This is a genomic window from Pseudonocardia halophobica, from assembly GCF_027922425.1.
In the GTDB taxonomy this organism is placed as follows: Bacteria; Actinomycetota; Actinomycetes; order Mycobacteriales; family Pseudonocardiaceae; genus Pseudonocardia; species Pseudonocardia halophobica.
On sequence record NZ_BSFQ01000008.1, the window covers coordinates 166,388 to 181,400 of the forward strand.

The window sequence follows — 15,013 nt, forward strand, 5'->3', positions numbered from 1 at the left end:
GCTCGTTACCCGGCCGCGTCCGGAGCCACACGTTCGAGATCGACCGCCACGGCCATCGTGCTGCGCGCCGAGTCCGCGAAGATCACGCCCTTGAGCGGGGGCACGTCGCCGTAGTCGCGGCCGTGGGCGAGCACGACGTACGAGTCGTCGACGACCCGGTCGTTGGTCGGGTCGAGGTCGAGCCAGCCGTCGCCGGTCCAGACCGAGAACCAGGCGTGCGAGGCGTCGACACCGCGCAGCTTCGGCTTCCCGGGCGGCGGGCGGGTCTCCAGGTAGCCGCTGACGTAGCGGGCGGGCAGGCCGCGGGTGCGCAGCGCGGCCACCGCGAGGTGCGCGAAGTCCTGGCAGACCCCCTCGCCGCCGGTGAGCAGGTCGGTCACGGTGGAGCGGACCGTCGTCGAGCCGGTGACGTAGGCGAAGTCGTCGTGGATGCGCCGGCACAGGTCGGCGGCGGCCTCCCCGAGCGGGCGCCCGGGCGGGAAGGAGGGCGCGGCGTAGTCGGCGACCGCCGGCTGGGCCGGGAGCCGGGGCGACGGCAGCGCGAAGGGCCGCGCGTCGAGGTCCTTCCGGTCCCGGACCTCCTCCCAGCCGCGCAGGGCCGGCGGCACGACGGCCCGGTCGACCGTCACCGTGCTCTCCGCCAGCACGGTGAGCGCGCGGTGCGGGGTGCGGACGCAGAAGTAGGTGGAGCGGTTGCCGAAGGCGTCGACGTGCTCGTGCAGCTCGTCCGGCGCCGGGTCGACGGCCACCCGGGCCTCGCTGCACCGCTGGTCGGGCTGGGTGCGCGGGAGCAGGTGCGCCCGGCCGAAGCTGGTGGTGACCTCACCGGAGTACGCGTACGCCGTGCGGTGCGTGACGCGGTAGGTGCTGGTCACGAGGCACCCAGGAGCGGGTCGTAGGCGTGCGGGCCGGGGCGGGGCGCGAAGTGCGCGGCGGCGACGTCCTCGGCCAGCCGGTCGAGGTCCGCGCCGAGCCCGGCCAGCAGCGCGCGCAGGGCCGGGCGGGTGCCGTCGGCGGTGTCCCGGACGGCGAGCGCGGCCGGGTCGGCTCCGGCGAGGCGGGCGACGGCGGCGTCGAACGAGGCGGGGACGGCGCCGGGCAGGTGCGCGAGGTCGTCGGCGAGCCGGTCGAGCTGGTGGGCGACGGCCCGCGGGTTGTCCCGGTCGGCGAGCAGCAGCTCGAGCAGCGGGGCGATGCCGGGGCGGCCCGCGTTGCGCCGGCGGTGGGTGATCACGCTCTCCGCCACGATCGTCACGGACTCGACCACCAGCCGGTCGGCGGGGCCGCGCGGGGCGTCGCAGAGCGTCGCGGCCAGCAGCGCGACGACGTGCTGGGCCCGCTCCACCCGCCGGCCCGCGTCGAGCAGCCGCCAACCGTCGTCGCGGACCAGGCTCTCCGCGGTGATGCCGGCCAGCGCGAGCAGCCCCTCGAGCACCCGGTTGAGCGCCTCGGACACGTCCCCGGTGTCCGGCTCGGGAGCGGCGGCCAGGCGCTGCAGCACGGTGTCCAGCCGGCCGAGCACGAGCCAGGTGTCGGTGGAGAGCTGCTCGCGCACCGCCTGGGCGGCCCGGGTGAGGCGGTGCACGGCGAAGCCGAGGGCGCCGGGGCGGTTCCGGTCGTAGAGCAGGGAGTGGAGCTCCGGGCCCGGGTCCTCGTCGGCCGGGAGCGCGGCGAAGCCCGGCGTCGTGCGGGTGATCTCGGAGGTCGCCGCGAGCAGGGCCCGCAAGGCGCCGGCGCCCGCGGGCTCGGGCGAGGTCCGGAAGTCCGCCCACCGGTCCGTGACGGCGCGCAGCAGCCGCGCGGTGTCCTCGGCCCGCTCCGCGTACCGCCCGAGCCAGAAAAGGTCCTCCGCCACCCGCGGCGAGACGCCGGTTGGCCTCGCCGCGCCGAGGACCTCGTCCTGGACGCCGGGCGCGGCGCGATCTGCGCGCTCGCCGACCACCCACACGTCCTTGGCCAGAGTGGCGACGCCGTCGTCGAGGCCGGCGGTGGGCACCGCGCCCAGCCCGCCGTCGAGCACCTCCCAGCCCTCCCCGGAGGCGACGGCGAAGGTCCGCAGCGTGACAGCCCGCGGCTCGGCCCCGGCGTCCGTCACGACCGGCGCGGTGGACAGCACGACCTCCCGCTGTGCCGCCCACGCGTGCGGCTCGGCCTCGATCCGGGCCAGCAGCGCGGCCCGCGCGGCAGGGTCGAGGTCGGCCCCACGGACCGGCGCCCGGCCTGGCGCGACGGGCGTGAGGACCAGCTCGCCGAGGTGCGCCCGGACGTGCGCGAGCGAGGCCGGGTCGCCGCACCACCAGGTGGGCACGCTGGGCAGCAGCAGGTCCTCATCCAGCAGCGCCCGGCACAGCGCGGGCAGGAAGGGCTGCAACCCCGGGTTCTCCGCCACACCCGCGCCCAGCCCGTTGAGCACGGTGACGGTGCCGAGCCGCGCGGCCTCGAGCAGGCCGGGGACGCCGAGCCGGGAGTCGGGGCGCAGGTCGAGGGGATCGCACCAGTCCGCGTCGAGCCGGCGGAGCACGACGTCGACCGGGTCGAGCCGGCCCAGGGAGTGCTGCCAGAGTCGGCCGTCGCGCACGGTCAGCTCGGAGCCGAGGACGAGCGGGAGCCCGAGCAACGACGACAGCAGCGCCTGCTCGTAGGCCGTCTCGGAGTCGGGGCCGGGGTGCAGCAGCACGATCCGCCGGTCGTCCCGGCCGGCCTGCAGGCCCGCCCGGACGGCCTCGAAGAAGGGGCCCAGCCTGCGGATCCGCGACCGGCGGTGCAGGGCGGACAGCACCCGCGCGACCACCCGGCGGTTCGCCATGGCGTAGCCCGCGCCCGACGGCGCCTGCACCCGGTCGCCGAGCACCGTCCACCCGTCGGGCGACCGGCCGAGGTCCGCGCCGGACAGGAACAGCTCGCGGCGCGGCGGCGCCCCGGCCGGGCGGCGCCAGCCGTGCAGGTAGCCGGGGTGGCCGTCGACGACCTCGACCGGCAGGAGCCCGCGGGTGATCGTGGCGCGGGGGCCGTAGAGGTCGGCCAGGAGCCGGTCGAGCAGCTCGGCCCGCTGCGCGACGCCGCGTTCGAGGCCGGCCCACTCCGCACCGTCGAGCACCAGCGGGAGCGGGTCGAGCTCCCAGAGCTGCTCGGACTCGGCGCCGGGCGGGTGGTAGGCCACGCCGTCGTCGGCGAGCAGGCGCAGGGTGTCGGCGCGGCGCGCAAGCAGCCCGGCGGGCCCGGCGCCGTCGAGGACCCCGGCGAGCCCGGTCCACGGTGCCCGGACGGTCCCGGCGGCGTCGCGCATCTCGTCGTACGGGGCGGGGATCATGGGCGGGGCCCGCGGCGCCGGGCGGGCACGGGTCGGGCGCCCGGTTCGCCGTTCACGGCCTCAGCCTTCCACAGTGCCCGGGCGCCCCGGACCGGTCGCGGGCGCCGGACCGGGTGACGCACGTCGCCGATTACCCTGGACGCCGTGGAGAACCCCACCGTCCTCGTCGTCGACTACGGCGCCCAGTACGCCCAGCTGATCGCCCGCCGCGTGCGCGAGGCGCAGGTGTACTCCGAGATCGTCCCGGCGGAGACGACGGTCGAGGAGATCGTCGCGCGCCGCCCCGCCGCCGTCGTGCTGTCCGGCGGCCCGTCCAGCGTCTACGCGGAGGGCGCGCCGAGGCTCGACGGGCGGCTGTTCGAGGCCGGCATCCCGGTCTTCGGCATGTGCTACGGCTTCCAGGCCATGGCGCAGGCGCTCGGCGGCGAGGTCGCGCCGGACGGGACCCGCGAGTACGGCCGCACCGAGGTGCACGTCGCGCCCGAGGCCGGGGTGCTCCACGACGGGCTGCCGAGCAGCCACCCGGTCTGGATGAGCCACGGGGACTCGGTCACCCGCGCGCCGGAGGGCTTCACGGTCACGGCGTCGACCGACCGGGTCGCGGTCGCGGGCTTCGAGAACCGGGACCGGCGGCTGGCCGGCGTGCAGTACCACCCCGAGGTCGGGCACTCCCCGCACGGCCAGGAGGTGCTGCGCCGCTTCCTCCACGAGATCGCCGGCATCACCCCGACCTGGAACACCGCGTCGATCATCGACGAGACCGTCGAGGCGATCCGCGCCCAGATCGGCGACGGCCGGGCGATCTGCGGGCTCTCCGGCGGCGTCGACTCCGCCGTGGCCGCCGCGCTGGTGCAGCGCGCGATCGGCGACCGGCTGACCTGCGTGTTCGTCGACCACGGGCTGCTGCGGGCCGGCGAGCGCGAGCAGGTGGAGAAGGACTTCGTCGCCGCGACCGGCGCGAACCTGCACACCGTCGACGCGCGGGAGCGGTTCCTCGACGCCCTCGCCGGGGTCACCGACCCCGAGCAGAAGCGCAAGATCATCGGCCGGGAGTTCATCCGGGTCTTCGAGGCCGCGACCAGCGAGGTCGCCGCCGAGGAGCACGTCGGGTTCCTCGTGCAGGGCACGCTCTACCCGGACGTCGTGGAGTCCGGCGGCGGTTCCGGCACGGCCACCATCAAGAGCCACCACAACGTCGGCGGCCTGCCGGACGACATCGAGTTCGCGCTGGTCGAGCCCCTGCGAGCGCTGTTCAAGGACGAGGTCCGCGCGGTCGGCGCCCAGCTGGGGCTGCCCGAGGTGATCGTGCAGCGCCAGCCGTTCCCCGGGCCCGGGCTGGGCATCCGGATCATCGGCGCGGTCGACGCCGAGCGGCTCGAGACGCTGCGCCAGGCGGACGCGATCGCCCGTGAGGAGCTCACCGTCGCCGGTCTGGACCGGTCGATCTGGCAGTGCCCGGTCGTCCTGCTGGCCGACGTCCGGTCGGTCGGGGTGCAGGGCGACGGCCGCACCTACGGCCACCCCGTCGTCCTGCGGCCGGTCAGCTCCGAGGACGCGATGACCGCGGACTGGACCCGGCTGCCCTACGAGGTCCTCGAGCGGATCTCCACGCGGATCACCAACGAGGTCGCCGAGGTCAACCGGGTCGTCCTGGACGTCACGAGCAAGCCGCCGGGCACCATCGAGTGGGAGTGAGCGAACGGCGCTCTCGCTCGGATCGTCCGAGCGAGAGCGCCGTTCGTGGTCCGGTGGTCAGCGCTTCCGGACGCTCGCGACCAGCAGGACCAGGCCGAGCACCACGGCCCCGCCGGCGAGCAGCCAGCGTGCGTCGAAGGCCGACAGGTCCGGCGCGCGGCCGAGGAACCCCGACCCGGCGATCCCCAGGCTGACCAGCCCGACGATCAGGGCCAGCGGGTCCGGCATCCGGCGCACGGCCCGCTCCTCCTGCTGCCGGGCGTCCTGCGGCTCAGACACGGTGCACCTCCACGGAGGCCGCGCCCCCGGTCAGGTCGAGCACGAGCGGCCGGCCGGAGCGGACCCCGTCGGCGCCGAGGTCGTCGGTCACGGTGAGCGAGGCGTCCGGGCTGCTGTGGCTGGTGCCGTCGAAGCTGATCTCACCGAAGTCGACGTGGCCGGTGAGGCTCACGTCGGCGTTGCGAGGCACGGTGACCCGGATGTCCCCGGCACCCACGCTCACCGCGGTGCGGACCGGGGTGGCGGGCTCGCCCGGCGGCACGCTCAGGTCGAGGCGGCTGAGGTCCAGGTCGACGGTCCCCGCGCCGCGCTCGTAGCTCGGCGCCACCGCGGCGGGGGTCGTGGGGGCGGCCCGCAGGTCGCCGACGCCGGAGCCGAAGTTCGCCAGCGGCACCTTGACCGCGAGCGACGCCCAGGTCAGCACGGCCAGGAGCAGTGCGAACGGGATCAGGCCGCGGCCGCCGCGGGTGAACGCGCCGAACACCAGGCCCACGCCGAGGATGGCCAGCGCGGTCGCGAACACGACCGGCAGTCCGGCCAGGCCGGACGTCAGCAGCACGACCGCGCCCGCGATGCCGCCGCCGACCAGCGCCAGGGCCAGCGTGACCGGGGTGACCCGGCTGCGCCGGCGCACCGGTGCGGGCTCGGGCGCGGTCGCCGAGGGCTCCGGCAGGTCCCACGCGAACGGTGCCGCGCCGAGCGGGTCCCACGCGGGCGGGGTGCCGCGGTCGAGCGGGTCCGGGCCGAGCGGGTCCTTCACCGGCGCTTCCGGCCCGTCGACCACGCCGTCCTCGGCGGACGTGCGGACCGTCGGCGCCTCCTGCGCCGCCTCGAGCCCACGCTGCCCGCGGCTGCGGTGCAACAGGAAGAGCAGGACGAGGACCGCGAGCACGGGCAGGACGACGCTGCCGTCGTTGCCCCAGAACAGGCCGCTGGTCAGGAGCAGGGCCAGGATCAGCCCGGCGATCACCAGCGGCGGCGCGGTGCGACCGGAGCTGCGCGCCGCGGTGTCCGTGGCGGCGCCGTCGAGCGGGTCGTCCTTGTCGGCGGCGGGCAGCAGGACCCAGCCCGCGAGGTAGAGGGCGATGCCGATCCCGTAGAAGGCGGCGACGACGAAGCCGACGCGCAGGAGGACCGGGTCGATGTCGTAGCGGCGGGCGAGCGCGGCGGCCACGCCGGCGACCTTGCGGTCCCGTCGCGGCCGCGACGGGCGGGTCTCCCACATGTCCCGCAACGTCGTCCCGACGTCGGTGCTGTTCATACCGGTGACCCTCCCCGCCCGCGCGCACCCACGGTATCGGGGAGGACCCCGAGAACCCCCGGGGACGACCCCGGTGTCCGGGGTTCCCCCACGTGTGACCATGGAGCGGTGACCAGCCCCGCCACCCGCGCCGCCCCGCTCGCGCGCCGCCGCTCCGGCCGGCTCCTCGCGGGCGTCGCCGGCGGGGTCGCCGACCACCTCGGCGTCAACGTGCTGTGGGTGCGGGTCGCCTTCGTCGTGCTCGCTGCGGCCAACGGCGCCGGCGTGATCGCCTATGGCCTGCTGTGGGTCTTCGTGCGGCAGGAGGCCGCGGACGTCACCCGGCAGGTCACCGTCAAGGAGCGCCAGCAGGCGATGGGGCTCGCGGCGCTCGGGCTGGGCATCGGCCTGGCCGGGGCGGCGCTGCAGAACCAGGTGGTCGGCTGGATCGTCGGGCCGCTCGGGGTGGCGGCGCTCGGCGCGGCCGTCGTCTGGCGCGAGGCGGACGAGGCCCAACGGCGGCGCTGGACGAGCGGGGCCCGCAGCGGCTTCCTCGGCGGCCGCACGGCCCTGCTGCGGGTGGTGGCGGGCGGGATCTTCGTGGCCGCCGGCATCACCGTGTTCCTGCTCGGCAACCTCGACCTGGGGCAGCTGCAGTTCGGCGTGCTCGCCGTGCTGGCCACGCTGGTCGGCGTCGCGGTGCTCACCGTCCCGTGGTGGGTGCGGCTCGCGCGCGACTTCGGCGAGGAGCGGCGGCAGCGGATCGTCACGGCCGAGCGCGCGGAGATCGCCGCGCACCTGCACGACTCGGTGCTGCAGACCCTCGCCCTGATCCAGAAGCAGTCCCACGACCCGCGCGAGGTGCAGCGCCTGGCGCGCGGGCAGGAACGGGAGCTGCGGAACTGGCTGTACGGGCCCTCGGGCTACGGGCGCGGGGGCGAGCGGCCCGGGCCGCCGGGGGAGACCCTCGCGACGGCGCTGCAGGCCGCGGCGGCCGAGGTGGAGGACACCTACGCGATCACCGTCAACCCCGTGATCGTCGGCGACCACCCGCTCGACGACGCCGAGGGCGACCTGCGCGCCCTGGTCCTGGCCGCCCGCGAGGCGATGGTCAACGCGGCCAAGCACGCCGGGGTGGACGAGGTGAGCGTGTACGCCGAGGTGGAGAGCGGGTCGGACGGCTCGGACGACCCGGAGGGCGGCGCGGAGGGGACCGAGGTGCACGTGTTCGTCCGCGACCGCGGGAAGGGCTTCGACCCCGACGCCGTGTCCGAGGACCGGCACGGCCTCGCCGACTCCGTGCACGGCAGGATGGGTCGCCACGGCGGCCGGGTCCGGCTGCGGAGCGCGCCGGGGGAGGGCACCGAGGTGCACCTGGAGATGACGATCGACGCCGAGCGGGAGGACGCATGAGCGAGCCAGCGGTGACCGGGGCGATCAAGGTCTTCCTGGTCGACGACCACGGCCTCTTCCGCGCGGGCGTCCGCGCCGAGCTGGAGCGCGGGGCCGCGGGCGACCCGCCGATCGAGGTGGCGGGCGAGGCCGGGTCGGTCGACGAGGCCGTCGCCGGCATCGGGCACCTCAAGCCCGATGTCGTGCTCCTCGACGTCCACATGCCCGACGGCGGCGGCGCGGCCGTCCTCGCCCGGGTGCGGCCGGTGCAGCCCGAGGTGGTGTTCCTCGCGCTGAGCGTCTCCGACGCCGCCGAGGACGTCATCGCCGTGATCCGGGCCGGCGCGCGCGGCTACGTCACCAAGACGATCTCCGCGCGGGAGCTGGGCGACGCGGTGCGGCGCGTGCGGGCCGGCGACGCCGTGTTCTCGCCGCGGCTCGCCGGCTTCGTGCTCGACGCCTTCTCCGACCGCCCCGGCGCCGCCCCCGCCGTCGACCCCGAGCTCGACCTGCTCACCCGGCGGGAGCGCGACGTGCTGCGGCTCCTCGCCCGCGGCTACGCCTACAAGGAGATCGCGGGCGAGCTGTTCATCTCGGTGAAGACGGTCGAGACGCACGTGTCGAGCGTGCTCCGGAAGACCCAGCTGTCGAACCGCTACGAGCTCTCCCGCTGGGCCTCGGACCGCCGGTTGGTGTGACGGGCGCTCGGGGCCGTGCCGTGTCGCCGGCCGTCGTTCGGCCGGTGGGTGGCGGTGCACCGGGTGTCTCGGAGGAGTGCCCGAGCTGGCCGGGGCCGCGGGACGACGAAGGCCCGCTCCGGAGGGAGCGGGCCTTCGATCAGCGAAAGGTCACTTGCCGCCGAGGAGACCGCCGACGGCCTCGGTCGTGCCCTCGAGCCCGCCCGTGACCGTCTTGGCCGCGCCGCCGACACCCTCGGAGGTCTCGCGCAGCAGCGAGCCGGAGCCGCCCTCGTCGCCGGAGCTCCCGGTGCCCGAACTCCGCGAGTCGGAGGAGGAGCCGGAGTCCGAGCCGCCCGACCCGGAGGAACGCGAGCCGGTGTCGGACCCGGAGCCGGAGTCGGACTCCGAGCCGGAGTCCGACGCGGTCCGCGAGCCGCCGGACCGCGAGCCGTCGGACCGAGCCTCGGAAACACTCGATCCGGCGCCCGAGCCGCCCTGCGAGCCCGACCCGTCCAGCAGTCCGCCGACGGTGTCCCGGACCGGGGCCGGAGCCGCGCCGGTCACCGTCTCGACGGCCCGCGTGACGGGGGCGAGCGCGGTGGTCTGTTCGACTGCCGAGCCGGCCTGGCCGGCCGCACCCCGAGTCCCGCCGCCGACGGCGCCGACCAGGTCCTTCACGGGACCGGGCGCGGCCTCGGTCACGGTCTCGACGGCCTTCGCGACGGGTGCGAGCGTCGCGGTCTGCTCGACCGCCGAGCCGGCCTGGCCGGCCGCACCCTGCGCCGCCGCGGCGGCGGGCGCCTGCGAGGCCGGGGTGCCCTGGGTGGCCGCCGACGTGTCGAGCAGTCCGGTCACCGGAGCGGCCGCCTTGAGCAGCGGGTCGGTGACCGGGGCGGCCGCCTTGAGCAGCGGCGCGGTGAGCGGGGCCGCGGCGGACAGCACCGGGGTGGTGACCGGCTCGAGGACGTCGGCGAGCGGCGTCACGGCGGGCTTGAGGGCGTCCGCCACGGGGGCGACGACGTGCCCGGTCACCGGGGCCACGACGTCGTCGACGACCGGTGTGGTGAGCGGGCCGACCGCACCGGCGAGCGGCGCGACGACGGGCGCCGCGGCCGACGAGACCGCCCCGCCGACGGCACCGACGGTCCCGGTCGCGACCTGCGCGACCGGCTGCACGACGGGCTTCACCATGCCGACGACCTGCTGCGCGGTCTGGTTCACCGGCTCGAGCACGGGCGCCGCGGTCCGGCCGACGTTCTCGACGACACCGGTGACGCCGCGCGTCACGGGGGCCAGCGGCGCGGCGGCGTGGTCCACGCCGCCCACGACACCACCGACCGCCTCGCTCACCGGCGCGACGACGCCGCCGCCGACGGCGGAGGTCACGGGCTTGACGACGCCGCGGCCGACCGAGTCGGTCACCGGGGTCAGCACCTCGCCGACGGGCTCCGTGACGCCGCCGCCGATCCCCCCGACCACACCGCCGACCGTGCCGACCACGCCACCGACGATGCTGCCGTCGCCCGACCCGCCGGAGCCGCCGGGGACGGTGCCACCGCCGGTGGAGCCGCCGCCGGGCGTACCGCCGCCGGTGGAGCCGCCGTCGCCGAAGATCGGGGACAGGATGTTCGGGGCCGTCGCGGTTCCGCCGGTGGCCGGCGCGGCACCGGCGCCGATGCCGCCCGCGGCGGGGACCGCGGCGACCGGCCCGACGAACGACGCCGCGCCCGTGCCGGCCGTGGCCGTTCCGGCGGTCGCGCCGCCGAGCGCCGCCGCGGTGACCGGGTCGACCAGCGCCGACGGGAAGGCGACCGTCATCCAGGAGGTCGGCGCGGCCTGACCCGCCTCGAGACCGCCGACGCCACCGACCAGGGAGCCCTGGATCCCGTCCCGCAGCGACATGCCGGGGAAGCTGCCGTCCGCGGCGGCCTGCGCCTCGGAGCTGCGGTTGGAGGTCTCGGTGAGGATCGCCGCGGCGAGCACCGAGCCGGTGGCCACGAGCGCGCCCGCGGCGACGGCGGCGCGCCGGGCGCCGGGGTGGCTGCGCCGGCCGAGCTGCGCGGGACGCGGCTGGATGGGCCGGTCGAGGGGGTGCGGCGCGCGGGGCTCGCGGCGCAGGAGCGCGCCGACGGAGATGATCTGGCCGGGTCGCGGGTCCTCGGGGTCCGGCAGCGCGTGGCTCCCCGTCACCGGGGCGTCCTCGAGGTCGTCGTCGAGGTCGTCGAGGTCTGCGAGGTCCTCGAGCTCGTCGGGTCCGGCGACCGGGGGCGCCGACGCGGCGTCGGCCGCGTCGACGAGGTCCTCCGGCGCGGGCCGCGGAGCGGGGATCCGGGGCAGCGGGCGGCGGTCGCCGTCGGACTCGGAGGGACCCTCCGCGGCGGGCGCGGCCGGGGCCGGTGCCTGCGGGGCGTCGGTGGCCGCGCGCTGGGCGGGGACACCGCGACGCAGCAGCTCCGCCACCGTGACGGGGTTCTCCGGCGGCAGCGGGTTGCCGACGCGGTGCTCGAACGTGGCCACGACCGGCCGACCTCCTCAGGGAGCGCGGGGAGCGACCCGGTCAGGTCTACCGGAGTCACGCGCTGTTCACCAAGTGTCATTCGCCCGCTCATCGCGGGTAGGTCGTTCGGGTGAACTCCGCTCATCGAAGGAGGTCGACCGCTGACCGTGCGGTGACCGGCACAAAATCGTCTCGCGATCCTGGTTCGCGCAGGTCGGACGGGGTCTGGCGGCCCGTCGTCAGGCCTTCACGGGGCGTGACGAGAAGGCCGATCGTCATGACGTAGCGTCACGTCACGACTCGGACACATTCCGTGCCCGGTCCCCGCCCCCGGTCAGCGGGAGGTCGGGTACTTCGCGCGCTCCTGCTGCAGGCCGCGGTAGCCCACGACGCCGCCGCCGGCCGCGAGCAGCATGCCGATGACGTCGGCCGTGAGGCTCGGGCCGCTCGTGATGAGCAGGCCGAGCAGCGCGACGCCGGTGGCACCGGCCGCGACCGGGATGCGGGTGCGGGTGTAGGCGGCGATCTCGGCGCCGGCCGCACCCTTCTTCTTGGCGGCGTTGTTCAGCATCGCCACGTAGCCGACGTGGCCGAGGGCGGCCAACAGCCCGATCAGAGCGATCAGCGAGAAGACGATCCCCATGGACACCACAGTGCCACGGCGGGGCCGCTCCGTGCGGGGGATTCGCCGGGCGGCGACGCGCTCCTCAGCGGGGCCTCAGCCGCCGCGACCGGCGGCCCGCCTCAGCGCGCGCCGAGCCGCCCGCGCCCGAGGCGCAGCAGGAGCATGGCGAGCTCGCGGCCCTCGGCGCCGAGCTCGCGGAAGCGGGAGAGGACCGTGATCTCCCGGCTGTAGACGATGCGCGGCCCGCCGGCCGCCATCCGCGCCGACCCGATCCGCTGCGAGACCTCGGTGCGTCGCTTGACCAGACGCAGGATCTCGGCGTCGAGGTGGTCGATCTCCTTGCGGAGCTCGGCGATCTCGGCGTCGGTCGGGGCCGGGGCGGGGACCTCGGCGGCGGTGTGGTCGTCGGTCACGGACATCGGTCTACTCCTCACGAGGGGCGTCCACCGACCCCGGACAGTAAGAAGCCCCGGGTCCGTGGACTCCGGGGCGTCGGTTCTGCTGCGTCAGCGGGCGACGGGTGCCGGAATCCGGTACCCGTAGAAAAATCGTCCCGTCGACGAGGTGCGGTGCACGCGGACAGTCTGCCACACGGCGCGCGGCCGTGCGCCGATTCCGGTTCCGTCGGGGGACGGCGGTACCGTGTTCGACACGATGAGCGCTCTGTTCGAACTTCCCGCCCAGGCTCCGGTGGAGCCGAAGACGAAGCGCGGCGCGGCACTGCTGGAGGGGCTGAACCCCAAGCAGCGCGAGGCCGTCACGCACGCGGGGAGCCCGCTGCTGATCGTCGCGGGGGCGGGGTCGGGGAAGACCCGGGTGCTCACCCACCGGATCGGCTGGCTGCTCGCCGAGCGGAGCGTGCACCCGGGCGAGATCATGGCGATCACCTTCACCAACAAGGCCGCCGCCGAGATGAAGGAGCGGGTCGACGGGCTGGTCGGCCGCCGGTCGCAGGCGATGTGGGTCTCGACCTTCCACTCCATGTGCGTGCGGATCCTGCGCCGCGAGGCCAAGCACCTGGGCGTGCGCAGCGCCTTCTCGGTCTACGACGCGGACGACACCCGCCGGCTGATCGGGATCGTCGCGCGGGACCAGGAGCTGGACCCGAAGAAGTTCGCCGCCCGGTCGCTGGCCGCGCAGATCTCGAACCTGAAGAACGAGCTGATCACGGCGGAGGACTTCGCGCAGCGCGCGGGCAACGAGCACGAGCGCCGGGTCGCGCAGGTCTACGCGACCTACCAGGAGCGGCTCCGCCAGGCCAACGCCTTCGACTTCGACGACCTGATCATGGAGACGGTCGCGCTGCTGCAGCGGATGCCGGCCGTGGCCGAGTACTACCGCCGCCGCTTCCGGCACGTGCTGGTCGACGAGTACCAGGACACCAACCACGCGCAGTACGCGCTGGTCCGCGAGCTGGTCGCGCCCGCGACCGCGGGCGCGGTGCCGGCCGAGCTGTGCGTGGTCGGCGACTCGGACCAGTCGATCTACGCGTTCCGCGGCGCCAACATCCGCAACATCGTCGAGTTCGAGCAGGACTTCCCCAACGCGACCACGGTCCTGCTCGAGCAGAACTACCGCTCCACGCAGACCATCCTGTCCGCGGCCAACGCGGTCATCGCCCGCAACCCGAACCGCCGCGACAAGCGGCTGTGGTCGGAGCAGGGGGACGGCGAGCGGATCGTCGGCTACGTCGCCGACAACGAGCACGACGAGGCGAGCTTCGTCGGGCAGGAGATCGACCGGCTCGTCGACTCCGGGGAGTTCCGCAACTGCGACATCGCCGTCTTCTACCGGACCAACGCCCAGTCCCGCGTCTTCGAGGACGTGTTCCTGCGGATCGGGCTGCCGTACAAGGTCGTCGGCGGCGTGCGGTTCTACGAGCGCAAGGAGATCCGGGACGCGCTGGCCTACCTGCGCGTGCTGTCCAACCCGGAGGACACGGTCAGCCTGCGCCGGATCCTCAACGTGCCCAAGCGCGGCATCGGGGACCGGGCGGAGGGCCTGGTCGCGGACTACGCCGAGCGGCAGCGGATCTCGTTCAGCCAGGCCCTGCGGGTCGCGGCGGAGGAGCCGGAGAAGCTGCCCGAGCTCGCCACGCGGAGCCAGCGCAACATCGCCGGGTTCCAGCGGATGCTCGACGAGCTGCGCGAGGGCGTCGACCGCGGCGACGAGACCGCCGAGATCCTCGAGAACGTCTACGGCCGGACCGGCTACACCGAGGCCCTGGAGGCCAGCGAGGACCCGCAGGACGGCACCCGGCTGGAGAACCTCGCCGAGCTCGTCACGGTCGCCCGGGAGTTCGCCGGGGACGCGGCGGTCGCGGACCTGGACGACTCGGACGTCGAGGTCGGCGCCCCGGAGCCCGGCTCGCTGGCCGCGTTCCTGGAGCGGGTCGCCCTGGTGGCCGACGCCGACTCCATCCCGGACGACGACCAGGGCATGGTCACCCTGATGACCCTGCACACCGCGAAGGGCCTGGAGTTCCCGGTCGTGTTCCTCACCGGCTGGGAGGACGGGATCTTCCCGCACATGCGCACGCTCGGGGACCCGGACGAGATGGCCGAGGAGCGCCGGCTCGCCTACGTCGGCATCACCCGTGCCCAGCAACGGCTGTTCCTGTCCCGGGCGATCGTGCGGTCCGCCTTCGGCCAGCCGAGCACCAACCCGGCCTCGCGGTTCCTCGACGAGGTCCCGGCCGAGCTCGTCGACTGGGCGCGTTCCGAGCCGGAGCGGCCGTCGGCGCCGGTGGGCCGGTTCGGGTTCGGCCGCCGGTCCACGGCCACCGACCGCGGGGACTGGAAGGTCCCGCAGCGCGCGCTGAACGCCGAGCTGCACCTCGAGGTGGGGGACCGGGTCAACCACGACAAGTACGGGCTGGGCACGGTCGTCGCGTCCGACGGCGTGGGGCCGAGGGCCACGGTGACGATCGACTTCGGCAGCGCAGGCACGGTGCGGCTGATGCTGATCGGCGGCGTCCCGATGCAGAAGCTCTGACCGGCGTCGGCATGATCGCTGTCTCCGTGCACTGGTGGTTCCGCAAGAAACCGTGAGTGCAGCGGATCGGCGATCCTGGTCTTCAGTCGGCACCGCCCGCTGTCGGGTGCTGACGGGTTCAGGTGCTGACCGCCCTGCACCGACGTCATTGCTGTTGGCGTGCACCGACGGCCGAGCCGTCCACCGCCCAGCGACTTGCCGAACCACGATGCGAATCCGCCGAATAAGGGAACCATGAGGCGCGGAAAGACCCGTCCGAAACGCGTTATGGAACCATAATGCGCGGAAAGGGCCTGTCCGT

Annotated in this window: 11 protein-coding genes; 4 read left to right on the plus strand and 7 right to left on the minus strand. The window is 75.4% G+C overall.

Going from position 1 to position 15,013, the window contains the following annotated elements:
- Positions 1-5 precede the first annotated feature (5 nt).
- Complete coding sequence (locus PKE99_RS12650; RefSeq protein WP_037046277.1) at positions 6-875, minus strand: transglutaminase family protein; 870 nt, start codon at positions 873-875, stop codon at positions 6-8.
- On the minus strand, positions 872-3,310 hold the full coding sequence (locus tag PKE99_RS12655) for a circularly permuted type 2 ATP-grasp protein (RefSeq protein ID WP_051737497.1): 2,439 nt from the start codon (positions 3,308-3,310) through the stop codon (positions 872-874). The genes PKE99_RS12650 and PKE99_RS12655 overlap by 4 nt, the downstream gene beginning before the upstream one ends.
- 144 nt (positions 3,311-3,454) lie before the next feature.
- On the opposite strand from PKE99_RS12655, the gene guaA reads away from it, so the two are divergent.
- Complete coding sequence (gene guaA / locus PKE99_RS12660) at positions 3,455-5,005, plus strand: glutamine-hydrolyzing GMP synthase (RefSeq protein ID WP_037046280.1); 1,551 nt, start codon at positions 3,455-3,457, stop codon at positions 5,003-5,005.
- A 57-nt stretch (positions 5,006-5,062) separates the two neighbouring features.
- Here the strand turns inward: guaA and PKE99_RS12665 are convergent, their stop codons facing one another.
- Together PKE99_RS12665 and PKE99_RS12670 are read right to left on the minus strand one after the other, a co-directional pair.
- Complete coding sequence (locus tag PKE99_RS12665) at positions 5,063-5,284, minus strand: hypothetical protein (RefSeq protein ID WP_037046283.1); 222 nt, start codon at positions 5,282-5,284, stop codon at positions 5,063-5,065.
- Positions 5,277-6,545 carry a PspC domain-containing protein gene (locus PKE99_RS12670; RefSeq protein ID WP_051737498.1) on the minus strand — a complete coding sequence of 423 codons (1,269 nt, stop codon included), beginning with the start codon at positions 6,543-6,545 and terminating at the stop codon, positions 5,277-5,279. The genes PKE99_RS12665 and PKE99_RS12670 overlap by 8 nt, the downstream gene beginning before the upstream one ends.
- Before the next feature lie 108 nt (positions 6,546-6,653).
- On the opposite strand from PKE99_RS12670, the gene PKE99_RS12675 reads away from it, so the two are divergent.
- Together PKE99_RS12675 and PKE99_RS12680 are read left to right on the plus strand one after the other, a co-directional pair.
- Positions 6,654-7,937 (plus strand): ATP-binding protein, encoded by a 1,284-nt coding sequence (locus PKE99_RS12675; protein WP_037046285.1) that lies wholly within the window; start codon positions 6,654-6,656, stop codon positions 7,935-7,937.
- The gene (locus PKE99_RS12680; protein ID WP_037046288.1) at positions 7,934-8,614 is read left to right on the plus strand and encodes a response regulator; all 681 of its coding nucleotides are present in this window, start codon (positions 7,934-7,936) and stop codon (positions 8,612-8,614) included. The genes PKE99_RS12675 and PKE99_RS12680 overlap by 4 nt, the downstream gene beginning before the upstream one ends.
- A 150-nt stretch (positions 8,615-8,764) precedes the next feature.
- On the opposite strand, the gene PKE99_RS12685 is transcribed toward PKE99_RS12680, so the two are convergent.
- The 3 genes from PKE99_RS12685 to PKE99_RS12695 all read right to left on the minus strand — a co-directional run bounded on the left by PKE99_RS12685 (position 8,765) and on the right by PKE99_RS12695 (position 12,137).
- Positions 8,765-11,113: a hypothetical protein gene (locus PKE99_RS12685; protein ID WP_271214877.1), complete on the minus strand. Its 2,349-nt coding sequence runs from the start codon at positions 11,111-11,113 to the stop codon at positions 8,765-8,767.
- Between the two features lie 314 nt (positions 11,114-11,427).
- Positions 11,428-11,736: a hypothetical protein gene (locus PKE99_RS12690; RefSeq protein ID WP_037046294.1), complete on the minus strand. Its 309-nt coding sequence runs from the start codon at positions 11,734-11,736 to the stop codon at positions 11,428-11,430.
- A 101-nt stretch (positions 11,737-11,837) separates the two neighbouring features.
- Positions 11,838-12,137: a chorismate mutase gene (locus PKE99_RS12695; RefSeq protein WP_037046297.1), complete on the minus strand. Its 300-nt coding sequence runs from the start codon at positions 12,135-12,137 to the stop codon at positions 11,838-11,840.
- Positions 12,138-12,372: 235 nt separating this feature from the next.
- Between PKE99_RS12695 and pcrA the strand changes: the two genes are divergently transcribed.
- Complete coding sequence (gene pcrA, locus PKE99_RS12700) at positions 12,373-14,712, plus strand: DNA helicase PcrA (RefSeq protein WP_037046609.1); 2,340 nt, start codon at positions 12,373-12,375, stop codon at positions 14,710-14,712.
- The last annotated feature ends 301 nt before the right edge of the window (positions 14,713-15,013 follow it).